Here is a 13,364-nt window from a genome sequence, read left to right as displayed (position 1 = left end):
ATTTAAGCCAGTAACTCTTTAAGTAACTGAGTATGCCGCTCTGCCTGTCGCGCAAGCCCGATGTGCTGGCTGGTAATTAGCGCCTGGAATTCCGCGAGGGCCACAGTGAAATCGTCATTGATAATCAAATAATCAGCCTCGACATAGTGCGACATCTCGTTAATTGCCTCACTCATTCGCGCTTCAATCACAGCGACATCATCTTGCCCGCGCCCTGTTAACCGCTGGCGCAAACACGCCAAAGAAGGTGGCAGGATAAACAGGCTCACCGTGTCCGGCATTAATTTGCGCACTTGCTCGGCGCCCTGCCAATCAATCTCCAGAATGACATCAATTCCCTGTTTCAGGGTATCAACCACCCATTGCTGGGAAGTGCCATAGAGATTGCTAAACACCCGTGCGTGTTCGAGGAAAGCGCCCTGCTCTAACATGGATTCAAAGGTCGCATGATCGACAAAATGGTAATTCACCCCGTCGATTTCACCGGGGCGCATGGGGCGGGTGGTGTGGGAGACAGAAACACAGACTTCTGGATTGGATTTCACCAGTGCGCTGACCAGACTGGTTTTGCCTGCACCTGATGGCGCAGAAACGGTATAGAGGGTGCCAAGATTAGCCATGGAAGAACCTTATCAGCAGAAAAATTGGGGCCAGCAGAAATGTTATGAGGGAAATTATGGCACAGCTTGCTGCAACGCACAGCCAAAGGATCAATAGATAGAAATGACCTGTTAAAACCGGTACTGCAAAGAGAGTCAAAATGTGGATAAATATGTCATAGTAAGCCACTTCACCGATCAGCTCGTGAGCACTCCATGTTGCGCCAACTCCTCTCAATCACCCAAACCGCCGAACGCCTGCGCGTGCGCCCCGAATATGTGCGTGAGCTAGTAGCAAAGAAACGTTTGAGCTTCACCCATGGCGAGCAACTGGATGCAGCGCAAGTAGAACAGCTTGCGCGTCTGATGGAAAAACTGCGCAAGAATGGGATTGCGACGCTGGTGGAAATTACTGCGCAGGGCGACCTTGAGAGATAATTTCATCTATCGTAAAAACATGCATTTCAGCATACAGCCCCACTGTTTGTTAGCATCCGCGTTAACGCCACTCTAAATTGTCCGCCTGACTAAGCATCAGTGACGCAATCGTTTTTCTCTTTTTACATCCTATGGCATTATTCCGTTTTGGTGGTTTTGGAAGCTCTTTATAAGAAAGTCGCAGTAACTATTTATTAAAAAATTAAGGCTACGTGGGAAACCATTTTTTGGAGAAAAAGTGACAAATCTACATCGTGATTACCGATTGACACAAACTATAGCAATTGTAAATTTACTTGCCGTAATTTGGCTGGGCATTCAAATAAACAGACCGGCAGAGCAATTTCACTATGCAAACTTTGGTACCCAAGCGCAACTTGTTAGTGCCACTCCTGCAGCTACAAGAATTAAACCCGGACAGCCAATAAAGTTCACTGTCAAGTGGTGGCTCTCTGCTCCACTGCCACCAAATCATAACATTTCTTATTATGTTAGAAATCATAAGCATGAGTTGGGGCGTTTAGACACCAACTCCATAAAGTCTACTTCTATAAAATTCACAGACATTCCTGCTGATGGAATTCTATTTACAGATGAGTTGGAAATTCCTACCAGAAGAAATATACCGCCAGGTATTTATGAAGTCGTGGCTTTTATTTTTCCGCCAGACGATTTCAAAATAAATCCTGCAAGAGGTTCTGCTATCTACGAAGTGCAACGGACAATTTTCAATATTGAAGCGCGTCTTTAAGGGAATTTAAGGAACAATTTAATGCCATATGCAGTAATCAAATTAAAGGCCTTTTACTCAGCGTTAGCAATTGTGTTCGTGTTCATACAGTTGCTAATCCAGTCTGGGGCTCAAAATTCAGGCATCTCAATAATTTTCATCAATGTTTTGAATATTTGCTCAAGCGGTCTTGTACTACTACTGCTCGGAGCACATCTTGGAAAACTTTTTCGAACCTATCAAGTTGCAAAAATATTTTATTCGGCATTACTGATTCATATTCTTCTGCAATATTTTTACTATTCTATAGCTCAGTATTTTCAACCATCCATGGTAACTGAATGGTTTATACCTGTTGGGCCAACACATTTCACCGCCGCTTGTTTAATTGGTTTGATACTTGTTCAGATTGACCGAGTGCTGCATCAGCAAAAAATTGTGATGCTATTGATAATGCTAGGCATTTTAGGGCTTATATATACCTGTATTAATTTTCACCTTTCTTTATGTGTTCTATCTGTTGCGCTAGGATACTATCTGGAAAAACGACAGACATCAAAACCAGCCAAAGATACATTCTGTCATTTACTGATATCGCAACAGATAGAGTTGTGGTTTTTATCTGCACTAATACTGTCATTTTTTTCCGCTATTTTATTTGCTGTAATTGGCGCTTCGCCGACGATGACCTATGCAGGGTGCTTTGGATTTGCAGTGGCGACACTGGTGATCGCAGTGCTCCCGGTAACAGTCCATTTTTTAAGTTGGTGGATTGACTGGGTTAGCTGGGCAAGCCGGACAAAAATTTCCCCTGCCCAACAAGTGGAGCCGATAGATAAGCGCTTTTCAAGCAGTTATGAACTTCTGGCCTATTTCCAAAAATCTGTTCTTTGGGTGCTAACCCTAATATTTCTTGCAATTGTAATCGTGGAGGTGCCGGTTCGAGGTTGGGACATAAATGAACTAATTCGTTGGGTGGAAAATTCATTTTATTTTTTTTCCATCAGCGCTTTTACTATCTGTTTGATCTATTTTGTCGTACGCATTTTTTTGGCCAGAATCGCTGCGGCCTTATTTACGATTACGCTTATTTTATTAGTGTCCGTTATTAATTATCTTAAAGTTCAATTTCTTGGAGTCCCTTTAATGCCAACTGATTTCCATATGGTGAATCAGGCATTCGACTCTTTAATTTTTATTGCGGGGAAGCAATTCGCCGTATTAATTTATGGTGCAATTTTTTCATCATTCATTGGTTTCATTTATTTGTTGTGGAAATTTCCATCGTTTTTGGTTAACAGAAAAATATGGGCGGCACTGCGAGGTTTGATTGCTTTTGGGCTAATATTAGGTTTCTTGCATTATCCTAATAAAGTATTTGATGAGTCCCGCATTCCCAATGCTTGGGATATGCCAGGTGCGGCACAGCTATATACCTACTCCGGATTTTTCCCTAGCTTTATATATAAACATATCGCTGGATTTACCCTTGAAAAACCAGAAAACTATAGTAGTAATTCAGTGAATTTATTGGCGCAAGCAAGCAATATAAAAGTAGACATACCAACCGAAAAACCTGCACAGGTACAACCTCACGTCATTGTTATTCAGTCAGAAGCTTTTTGGGATCCAGGACAACTTGCCGACGGATTGTTTCCCGAAGGTTCTCCCGGTGATTTGGATAACTTATGCAGCACTTTGTCCACGTTAGAATCAAATTGTGCATCAGGCTATGTTGAGGTTCCCTCGTTCGGGGGGATGACTGCAAACACTGAGTTTGAATTTTTAACCGGAATAGCCCTACAGTTATTTCCTGGTGTAAGCGTGCCATTTGTACATTTTATTGAAAAACCAATGCCTAGTATTGTCTGGCGTTTTCACCAAGCTGGATATAAAACTCTCGGCATACACGCCAGTGAGGGTTGGTTCTGGGGTCGGGACAAATCATATCCCCTGCTTGGTTTTTCTGAATTTAAAGATGTTGATTACTTCAAAGAGGCCGAGCGCAATAAACTCTACGTTACTGATCGCGCAATTAACGGACTGATTCTGCAGCAGCTTCAGCAAGCTCAAGAACCGCAGTTTATTTTTACGGTAACTATGGCAAACCATGGGCCATTTGAAGATGATCGTTATCAGGGATTGCCCCCAATTTCTATTAATTGGTCAGCAGCTCCGCAACTTCCAGAATCTGAACGTCAGACCCTAACCACTTACTCAATAGGTGTTCGTGAGTCACGTGACGCCTTGGCGGAATTAATTAGTGAATTTCAACAACAAAACTCCCCTCCGGTTATCATCTTGTTTTATGGTGATCATCTACCTATTCTGGGTGCAAACTTTAAAATTTATCATGAGACAGGATTTAAACCTGAAAGTATTGGGATGGCATTTCAGGAGTTCTACTCAACACCCTATCTGGTTTGGAGTAACCAACCATTTGATAAAAGTTGGTCGAGGCACATGCCCATCACTTTTTTCGGTCAACGTTTAACGCAAATGGCAGGTTTAGGAGAGTCCGGGCTGGAAAAAACAATTGATAAACTTCGTGAGACTAATTTTTTTAACAAACCAACTCGTGCGGATTTGCTCAATGGTAATCCTGTGCGTCTTCTTTCAGATGAGGAAAAACAACTGCGGCTACTATATGAGCATGCGTTTTTTGATGCCTTTTTTAATCAGGGAGGGTTAGGTTTCTTTGGCATTACAGATCCTTTCCCAATAGCGAAACCAGAATAACTCACTCTGATGTAGGCTAGTTCCACCCTATCAGTCACAATTTGGTAATGAGTTAATCACGCTGCTGTTCGCGCACTTCGTAATAGGTCTGCTCGGAAATTTTTTGGTAGGCCGCCGAGTCTTTCATAAACGCGGAATATGAATCGTAAACCTTTTTAAATTGCGGATCTTTCGCAGCTTGCTGCGCATAAACCTGCTGCGAAATTTCATAAAAATGCTTCAGTACTTCATCCGGCAATCTGCGAATTTGCACTCCTTGATTATCAACCAGTTCTTTCAAGGCACGGCTGTTGTGCGCGGTGTAACTGTCAAACATATCCTGACTCATCGCGCGCGCGGCGTAGGTCACAATCGCCTGTAAATCCTTGGGTAAATTTTCAAACGCAGTTTTGTTGATGATCAACTCCATCGACGGTCCTGGCTCATGCCAACCGGGATAGTAATAATATTTTGCGATCTGCTGGAAACCAAACGCCAAATCATTTTCCGGCCCGACCCATTCCGCCGCATCAATAACACCGGTTTGCAACGCGGTATAAAGTTCACCACCGGGAATATTTACCGATGTTCCACCGGCCAGATTAAATACTTCTCCCGCCAAACCGGGAATGCGCATTTTTAACCCGCGCAAATCGTCTACTGAATTAATTTCGCGATTAAACCAGCCGGCCATTTGCACGCCAGTATTACCCGCTGGAAAGGGAATTAAATTAAACGGGGCATAAAGCTCGCGCCACAATTCCAAACCGCCGCCGTGGTTGATCCAGCCATACAATTCCTGCGCATTCATCCCAAAGGGCACTGATGTAAAAAATTGCGCGGCGGGCACTTTGCCGCGCCAGAAATAACTGCCGGAATGCCCCATCTCCACACTGCCAGATGACACCGCATCAAACACACCCATCGCTGGCACTAATTCATTCGCACCATACACATGAATCTGCAGACGACCACCAGACATTTCATTGATAACGCGCGCCACATTTTCCGCGCCCACACCCAAACCGGGCGTATTTTTCGGCCAAGAGGTCACCATTTTCCAATGGTATTGCTGGGAAGAAACTGCCGAAGAGGTTTGCGCACTTGCAGGCGTGTTTTGCACTGCATCTTTAGGCTTGGATTTTTCCAGCACTAAAGCCGCAAATACTGCCGCCAAGGCGGCGATAAGGATGACAACAACAAGCGGGTACCAGTTAATGGATTTATTATTCATAGTTCCTTCGCTTTACAATCTGAAAAAATAGTTACACTTTTATCTCTGCGGCGAATTTTGCTACAGGCGTAGCCTTTTTGGCTACACCTTAGGCAGAGGCTTTACAGCGCCTGCAACTTCGCATATTGCATCACCAAGCGCTTGATGCCGATGGTTTCAAATTTCACTTGGATAACCGCATTCGGCCCCGAGCCTTCGAACTGCAAAATCACACCTTCGCCAAACATGGCATGAGTGACGCGCTGGCCGAGACGGAAGCCAGTGTCTTCACCGGTATCGTACATGGGCTGGCGCGTTGAGGGTTTGGTGAGCGGGCGATTAAAACTGACCGGACGGGTGACCGCGGTTTTTAAACGCACTTCTTCGATACAATCTTCAGGAATTTCTTTCACAAAACGGGACACCGCGTTAAAGGTTTCATTGCCGTACAAGCGACGGGTTTCGGCATAACTGATAAATAACTTTTCCATAGCGCGAGTGATGCCCACGTAACACAGGCGCCGCTCTTCTTCCAATCGATCCGGGTCGTCCGCCGACATTTTATGCGGGAACAAACCCTCTTCCACACCGGCCAAAAACACCAGCGGAAATTCCAACCCCTTGGCCGAGTGCAGCGTCATTAATTGCACCGCATCTTCAAATTCATCGGCCTGGGTTTCACCGGCATCGAGTGCCGCTGTATCTAAAAATTGTTGTAGCGGCGAGAGCTCTTCATTCTCTTCTTCCGCATCGAATGCGCGGCAGGCAGTAATTAATTCCTGCAAGTTTTCGCCGCGCGCCTGACCTTTTTCGCCTTTTTCATTTTGATGGAATTCGAGCAAGCCGGTATCTTCGATGACTTGTTTGGCAATCATATCGAGCGATGCGGTATCGCCATGGATATCAATTGCGTTTGCATCCAGCGCGAGCTTTTCAATCAAATTTAAAAATGATTGCACCGCATTGCCGGCGCGCGCAGCGAGTACGCGTTTGGCCACCATTTGTTCGGCTGCTGCCCAGAGCGAACAGCCCTGTTCGCGTGCAAACAAACGAATATCGTCAACGGTTTTGCCTCCGATACCGCGCGTCGGAGTATTAATCACCCGCTCAAAACCGGCATCGTCGTGGCGGTTGCTGATCAAGCGCATGTACGCAATCGCATTTTTAATTTCAAGGCGATCATAGAAACGTTGGCCGCCGTAAATGCGATAGGGAATTGCCTCGCGCAATAACGCCTCTTCCAATACGCGCGACTGGGCGTTGGAGCGATACAAAATCGCGATGGTTTTTTTCTCGCGGCCTTTGCGCGCCCAATCCTGAATGCGCTCGACAATAAAACGCGCCTCGTCCTGTTCGTTATATGCGGCGTAAAGGGAAATCGGGTCGCCTTTTTCACCCTCAGTCCACAACTCTTTGCCGAGGCGGCCGTAGTTGTGTTTGATCACCGCGTTGGCGGCCTTGAGAATATTGCCGGTGGAGCGATAGTTTTGTTCGAGGCGATACACCTGCGTGTTGGCAAAATCCTGCGAGAAGCGCTGAATGTTTTCAATTTTTGCCCCGCGCCAACCGTAAATCGATTGGTCGTCGTCGCCCACTGCGCTCACGCAGGCCATTTTACCCGCAAGTACACGCAGCCATGCATATTGCACGCTGTTGGTATCCTGAAATTCATCAACCAATACAAACGGGAAGCGCTGTTGATAGTGTTCGAGGATGTGCGGTTTATGCAGCCAGAGTTCGTGGGCACGCAATAAAATCTCGGCAAAATCCACCATGCCACCGCGCTGGCAATCGTCTTCATAGGCGCGATAAATTTGCAGCATGGTGCGCACAAACGGATCGCCGGAATCCTGAATGTGCTGAGGGCGCAAACCTTCATCTTTCTGACCGTTGATGTACCACTGCGCCTGTTTGTGCGGCCATTTGTTTTCGTCGATATTGAGCGTTTGGTAAACGCGTTTGATCAGGCGCAGCTGGTCGTCGCTATCCAGAATCTGGAAATTCTGCGGCAGTTTTGCATCCTGCCAATGGGCTTTCAGCAGGCGGTGCGCAAGGCCGTGGAAGGTGCCGACCCACATAGCACGGCTGTTGATCGGTTGTCCGTTCTGATGAAAGAGTTCATCGAGCCGCGCGCGCATTTCACGCGCAGCCTTGTTGGTAAAGGTCACCGCCATAATCGAATAGGGCGATACTTTTTCTACCTGGATCAGCCAGGCGATACGGTGCACCAGCACGCGAGTCTTGCCACTGCCTGCCCCGGCGAGGATCAATTGATTGCAGGCTGGCGCCGAGACAGCATCGCGCTGGGCGTTATTGAGCGAATCTAATAGGAGGGAAACATCCATAACCAGAGCCAGTAAAAAAGAGTGCGGCGATTTTACTGGCTAGATATACATATAGCCATCTTTGTTTTCGGAGGAGAGCGTGTTTTAGATTGCGAATTACTTGCTGTTGTAGCTTTTGGTGCGAACTAATGCTGAAGCCAAAACGGCAACGACCAGAACCAGCAGGAGTGCCGATTCGGGTCTGGCATCCTGTGTCGCGGTATGCTCAACACGAAAACTGGCCAGCGCCTTGTCAGCGAGTTCGATGGGGAGATCGTCTTGCGCGGTCTCAACACTCTTTTTAGCTGTCACTTCCGAGGCCACACATTCCAGATTTGAGGCAGACTCAATACCGGCTAACTTGATGCAATCTAGCAGCGATGCATTAGCGCTTGCGGCAGCTAGCAATGCCGCAAGCATGAATGCCAGTTTGATGTTTTTACTACGAACGTAATTCATGTCCTTTTCTCGCGGAGGTGCTATCTGCTGGGTATCACTGACTTTAGCAGTAAATATTCGTGATTCAAGTCACATTAATGTGTGACATTTGATGTCAATCGCCATGAAAATGAATATTTAGGCGACAAGGGTGTGACTTTACTGGGATAGGAGGATGCTATCTGTGCGCCATGTAACAGCTGGCTATATACGGAGTTCTAGAAAGGAAAAAATGATCCAGGAATTTGCTCTTTTCGCAGTAACGCGGCTATATCCATACTGAGCGCTACACCGGCATGCACCAAAACGCCACCCCAAATCGAGCGCGATTGCAGTGCAAGAATGCCGAGAAATAGGCCAAACAAAATTGCGCCGGTTGCTTCAAGGGCAAGCTTGGGCAAATGGATCATCATATAGGGTACACACATCACCCAGATCGCATTGGCGCCCATAGCCGGACGCAGGGCATTGAGCATAAATCCGCGAAAGAAGAATTCGAGGAATACAAACTGGCTCATGTAGAGCAGTTCCCATAGGAGGAAATCCACCCAACTGCGCCCGGCGTGGCGATAAAAGGGATAGTGGTTGACGAAATCCTCACCAAAACTCACCAGTACCACGAACACGAGGATCGGGCTGAGCAGCAGCAGATAGCCGCGCCAGTGCTCGCCTACCTGGTTCCAGCGCCATCCAAAATCCAGCATGGATTGTTTAAAGCCAAAGCGGATCACCAACCAAGGCAGCACAATAAACGTGAGCAAGTGGCATAAAGTCCACCAGATATAACCGCACAAGTCCAACCAACCCTGGGCTTGCAAAGCCTGCACATAATGTTGCCCGCCCCGCCCATTCCAGTCGCCCAACCAACCCAGCAGGGCAAGCAGATTGTTGGAAAATTTGGCGTAGTGAAGCACCAGCAAACTCACCGACACGCATGCCAGCACCAGCATAACGCGACGCAGGGCAGCGGGACGATCGAGAGTGTAAGAAGGTGATGCCCGGTCGATATCATCGAGTGCGCGCAGGATCTGGCGAGGATGAAGAACCGCAAATAGCCGGGCAGTGAAGGTCATGGTTATTTTTTCTTTTTGGCAGCAGCGCGCGCCGCTGTCTGGGCGCGCTCGTAGCTGTCGAGGAATTTGAAGATCACATCGCGCGCGAGGCGGGTTTCGGAATTGGACAGGAACACCATACCGATCTGTAGATCGCGGTTGAATACCATCTCGGTGCGGAAACCTTTTACGTGGCCGCCGTGGTGGATAAAGTTTTTATTGCGGCCGTAATCAAATACCCGCCACCCCATACCGTAGGCAGTATTTCCCACCGCTTTACGCACGCCGTAATAGTTTTGCGCCGGAGTATTTTTGGTCACCCGTGATTGGATGGGGTTGAGCACTGAGAGCGGCAGTACGTCCTGCCGTTTACCCATCTGCGCGAGCAAAAAACGTGACATATCGACAATACTGGCATTGACCCCGGCCGCTGGCGCCACGCGATACCAATTGCCCGTGACGGCGGTTGGGATCCAGCGCTTGCCATTGTTGACGTGCGGTGCGGCGCGATTGGGCGAGGCGTTGTAGCTGTTTAAACCATAAGACGCACTGCGCATGCCGAGCGGATCAAAAATTTTCTCTTCCGTGTACTGCTCGAAGCTCATGCCCGCTTTCTTCTTGATCATTTCGCCCGAGAGGCTGTAAGGCACATTTTGGTAGGCGAAACATTTGCCCGGTGGGCAGACAAAATTGACGTAGCGCAGGCGCGCAACTGTATCAGCGTAACTCTTTCCTGCATCGATAAAGTGACTGTAAGTGTGGCGCGGCAGACCCGATGATTGAGAAAGAATGTGGCGCAGCGTGAGCTGCTTGCCGTAGCGCGCATTGCTAAAGGTGACGTTGGGTAATACCGATGTGATAGTGGTGTCCCAACTGATTTTGCCCTCGTTGACCAACACACTGGCCGAAGTCGCGGCGACCGCTTTGGACAGGGAGGCAAGACGGAACACAGTATCGGGGGTAACTGTTTCGCGCGTACCGGCGCGACGCACACCATAGCCATTGAGTGATTTAATCTGCCCTCCCGAGACAATCACAACCGCCACACCCGGGACAAAAGGCGCGACTTTTTTGGCGATGTAATCTTCAAACTCGGGCACAAAGGCCTCGGGGTGGCCAACCGGATATCGCGGTGCTTTGATCGGTGCTGTGGTAATAACAGGGATATTGACCGCTGCCGGCCTTACCTCTTTGGCAACAGCCTCTTTTGCCGCAGGCGCCGTTGAGCTTGCGGTCGCCGAGCTGACAATCACCCCCTGAACTGCCGGTGAGGGCGCCCCTGCAGATGAGTATGCAGCCGACGAATAGAGCGCCGCCACCGCCGGGGCGGGCGTCTGGGTATAGGGCATGGGTTGAATCGCATTTGGGTTTGGCGATGCCGCAACGGCGCTGGCTGCGGCACTGCTCGGCGGCAAAGATGTCGTTTGCTGGAATGGCAGGGCAATAGGCACAGTGACCCGTTTTTCACCCGATGCCTGCACCAGCGGTGCCATTATCATCAGGCTAAAGGCGGCAGCTGCCGCAAGACGCCCCCATGAATGATTGCTACTTAGTGTTGATCGCATAAACAAACAGCTAACTCGTTAAAGGCCATGTTGTGGATGACCATAGAAATAGGGTAATTAAAAAATGCGATCACTCCTTCCTGCCATCGATATTTTTATCATCGACCTTTTTCCCTATCGATAGTTTCTGCCGCCGATGGTTTCACCATCTACAGATGCAAGAACGCCACTTTTGCCATATTACCCGTGTGGACAATACAGCAAAAAGTGGCGCTATCGTTCCTTTGATTACACCCTGTGTTCAGGGTTCACACCTTCGGGGTTACAAGGTTTTAATGTATTCAACCAAATCCCAGCGCTCCTCATCAGTCAGCGGCTCTTGCTTTTCGCCGTTGACTGCTGGTGCATGCGCGGTGCCGTATTCGTGGCCACTATTAAAGTCGCCACGCTTGTCCGCCTTGAAGGTAAAACCGTCGTAACCTTCAGTGCGCAGGCCAACTTTGCGCGGATCAAACTCGCGGCTGCCGACTTTAAATTCGGTCGGGCGATAGAGTCCATCAGCGGGGTCGCCATCGCGCTTCACCGGCAAGAGCAAATCATAAATGCTCGGCACTGAGCCGTTATGCAAGTAGGGCGCCGTCGCCCAGATGCCATTTAATGAACGCGCTTTGTAGGATAGCAGCGATTGGTAGGGAGATGCGGTGGTATCCGGTTGATAGTTGCCGGATTTTACACTGGCTTTGATTTCATTATCAAAGAACGAATGCGCCAGCATATACAGCCAGTCGAGCGCACGGCGCGGCCACCACTTATCCGGATCCGGTGCGGTAGTCACTTCACCCATGGTCGCCGCCGTGAGGATTTGCACTACCGGCGCGCGATCCTTGATCACCAGTCCACCCACGCTTTCGGTTTGATAGGTATTTTTAAAATTGCCGGAGAACCCGGTGTAATTGACGCTATTTTCAGCCATGGCGCGATCCGTGCCCGCCACATCAATATTCAACATACTGGCAACGACGATACGATCGTGGTCAGTGCGGTCAATCACCTCATGGCAGGATTCGCAATATTCGGCGTAGAGGGCGCGGCCACGGCGCACTTTTGCACTGTCAATTTGCCACTCCGGCAGCTTGTCAAAAATCGCTTTGGCGATCTCCTGCTGCGGGCTATCCGCCTTTTGAGTGGGCCACACTGGCGAGGTCAAACTGGCCAGATGGGATTCCAGCCGTGACAGGTTCACCAGATCGATGGAGGAGGTGAAATCGATCTGGTAGCTCTTACTCTTTTGGCCAGTCACCAACGCCGGCAAACTCCAGCCACGTTTGTGAGCGGTCCAATCGAGAATGCCAAACACGCCGATTACCTCGCCGGTATTGCGCCCGAGCGGCCCCACACCCGCATTGGATGCCAGACCGTTCCACTGCACATAGTCGGATTGCACTATGTCCCACAGGAAGGGGTAGCTCACCGGCGCATTGGGTTCATTGAACAACAGTGGTTTGATGCGCTCGTTCATCACCGCCAAACTGAGTGCTGGGTATCCCTCTTTGGTGGACATCAAACGGTCGATAATTTTGGCAAACTGCAGGTCGCCAATAATAGTTTCACTGATGTCTTCCAACACTTTATCTACCTGCACCGGTGTAAGCAGGTTGGTATCGTCCTCTTCAGATTTAGTCGCCCCCAGCAAAACATCGCGCACCTGGTTGCGGTTGATTACATGTTCCAGCACGCGGTTGTAGATTCGCCCAAACGCATCGAGGCGCGCGTAGCCATACTCAACCTTTGAGGCGTTGACATTGTTGTACAAGCGGATTTTACGCGCCCAGCGCTGGAGGTCGGCCTGCACCTCCTCGGCGTTGGAGTAGGTGTTATTGAGCTCCAGTACCTTGGCGACAAAACGCTGGTTTTTCTCGCTGTTAGCCAGGGCGATGTCCAGGCTTTTTTGCAGATCGGTGAGGAAGCCCACCATATCGGCCATCGCCGGGCCACCGTCGATACGGATAGCGGTGCCTTTGTAATTCACCTGCCCGGTGTGGCAAGCGGCACAGGTAAAGCCGATGTAATCATTGCCTTGGTAAGACTCTTTGACGAACCCGACGGGCAGGCCGTCGGGGTTAAAAAAGGTTGGCTTTTGCGGCAGGTAGCGGTATTTATCGATCAAACTGTTCGCACGAAACAGCTCGTTTGAATCGCTCTGTTCCAGCGCGATAAAAAAGTCGTAGGGCATTAGCGCCGAGCCCTGGGTAGTGTTGTAGTACCAGAGGCTATCGTTGGCGCTCCAGCCCTGATCCAAATAGATGGGGGTGGAATAGTTTTCGCCAAAGACGCCGTTCTCGATCGC

10 protein-coding genes are annotated in these 13,364 nt (G+C 49.0%); 3 read left to right on the top strand and 7 right to left on the bottom strand.

Translation table 11 applies throughout. The features are described from left to right. Positions 1–2: 2 nt before the first annotated feature. Positions 3–620 carry a guanylate kinase gene (gmk, locus tag ACWA6V_RS07820; RefSeq protein ID WP_449521954.1) on the bottom strand — a complete coding sequence of 206 codons (618 nt, stop codon included), beginning with the start codon at positions 618–620 and terminating at the stop codon, positions 3–5. Between the two features lie 195 nt (positions 621–815). Here gmk and ACWA6V_RS07815 point away from each other — a divergent pair, with 195 nt between their 5' ends. The 3 genes from ACWA6V_RS07815 (at position 816) to ACWA6V_RS07805 (ending at position 4,506) form a co-directional block, all read left to right on the top strand. Then, positions 816–1,037, top strand: a complete 222-nt coding sequence (locus ACWA6V_RS07815) for a hypothetical protein (RefSeq protein WP_331350646.1) — start codon at positions 816–818, stop codon at positions 1,035–1,037. 238 nt (positions 1,038–1,275) lie between these two features. Continuing rightward, positions 1,276–1,788 (top strand): hypothetical protein, encoded by a 513-nt coding sequence (locus ACWA6V_RS07810; RefSeq protein ID WP_449521953.1) that lies wholly within the window; start codon positions 1,276–1,278, stop codon positions 1,786–1,788. 21 nt (positions 1,789–1,809) lie between these two features. After that, on the top strand, positions 1,810–4,506 hold the full coding sequence (locus ACWA6V_RS07805) for a sulfatase-like hydrolase/transferase (RefSeq protein WP_449521952.1): 2,697 nt from the start codon (positions 1,810–1,812) through the stop codon (positions 4,504–4,506). 52 nt (positions 4,507–4,558) lie between these two features. Here ACWA6V_RS07805 and ACWA6V_RS07800 read toward each other — a convergent pair whose 3' ends face one another. The 6 genes from ACWA6V_RS07800 to ACWA6V_RS07775 form a co-directional block, all read right to left on the bottom strand. After that, positions 4,559–5,719, bottom strand: coding sequence for a TRAP transporter substrate-binding protein (locus ACWA6V_RS07800; RefSeq protein WP_449521951.1), 1,161 nt, complete (start codon positions 5,717–5,719; stop codon positions 4,559–4,561). 101 nt (positions 5,720–5,820) lie between these two features. Continuing rightward, positions 5,821–8,043: a DNA helicase II gene (uvrD, locus tag ACWA6V_RS07795; protein WP_449521950.1), complete on the bottom strand. Its 2,223-nt coding sequence runs from the start codon at positions 8,041–8,043 to the stop codon at positions 5,821–5,823. Positions 8,044–8,139: 96 nt separating this feature from the next. Continuing rightward, positions 8,140–8,481, bottom strand: a complete 342-nt coding sequence (locus ACWA6V_RS07790) for a hypothetical protein (protein WP_449521949.1) — start codon at positions 8,479–8,481, stop codon at positions 8,140–8,142. Positions 8,482–8,678: 197 nt separating this feature from the next. Further along, positions 8,679–9,533: a CPBP family intramembrane glutamic endopeptidase gene (locus ACWA6V_RS07785; protein WP_449521948.1), complete on the bottom strand. Its 855-nt coding sequence runs from the start codon at positions 9,531–9,533 to the stop codon at positions 8,679–8,681. 2 nt (positions 9,534–9,535) lie between these two features. Next, positions 9,536–11,077, bottom strand: coding sequence for a serine hydrolase domain-containing protein (locus ACWA6V_RS07780; RefSeq protein ID WP_449521947.1), 1,542 nt, complete (start codon positions 11,075–11,077; stop codon positions 9,536–9,538). A 262-nt stretch (positions 11,078–11,339) separates the two neighbouring features. Then, positions 11,340–13,364, bottom strand: a 2,025-nt coding sequence (locus ACWA6V_RS07775; protein ID WP_449521946.1) for a di-heme-cytochrome C peroxidase, incomplete at its 5' end; no start/stop codon positions are given.

The organism is Cellvibrio sp., from assembly GCF_053579595.1.
Note: the sequence above shows the minus strand (reverse complement) of the source record. Positions and strands in the feature narration are given on the sequence as shown.

What these genes read in the sequence shown, in the direction of transcription:
- gmk (WP_449521954.1), bottom strand. Translation starts at nt 620, where the DNA reads ATGGCTAATCTTGGCACCCTCTATACCGTTTCTGCGCCATCAGGTGCA.
- uvrD (WP_449521950.1), bottom strand. Translation starts at nt 8,043, where the DNA reads ATGGATGTTTCCCTCCTATTAGATTCGCTCAATAACGCCCAGCGCGAT.
- ACWA6V_RS07805 (WP_449521952.1), top strand. Translation starts at nt 1,810, where the DNA reads ATGCCATATGCAGTAATCAAATTAAAGGCCTTTTACTCAGCGTTAGCA.
- ACWA6V_RS07790 (WP_449521949.1), bottom strand. Translation starts at nt 8,481, where the DNA reads ATGAATTACGTTCGTAGTAAAAACATCAAACTGGCATTCATGCTTGCG.
- ACWA6V_RS07815 (WP_331350646.1), top strand. Translation starts at nt 816, where the DNA reads ATGTTGCGCCAACTCCTCTCAATCACCCAAACCGCCGAACGCCTGCGC.
- ACWA6V_RS07780 (WP_449521947.1), bottom strand. Translation starts at nt 11,077, where the DNA reads ATGCGATCAACACTAAGTAGCAATCATTCATGGGGGCGTCTTGCGGCA.
- ACWA6V_RS07800 (WP_449521951.1), bottom strand. Translation starts at nt 5,719, where the DNA reads ATGAATAATAAATCCATTAACTGGTACCCGCTTGTTGTTGTCATCCTT.
- ACWA6V_RS07785 (WP_449521948.1), bottom strand. Translation starts at nt 9,533, where the DNA reads ATGACCTTCACTGCCCGGCTATTTGCGGTTCTTCATCCTCGCCAGATC.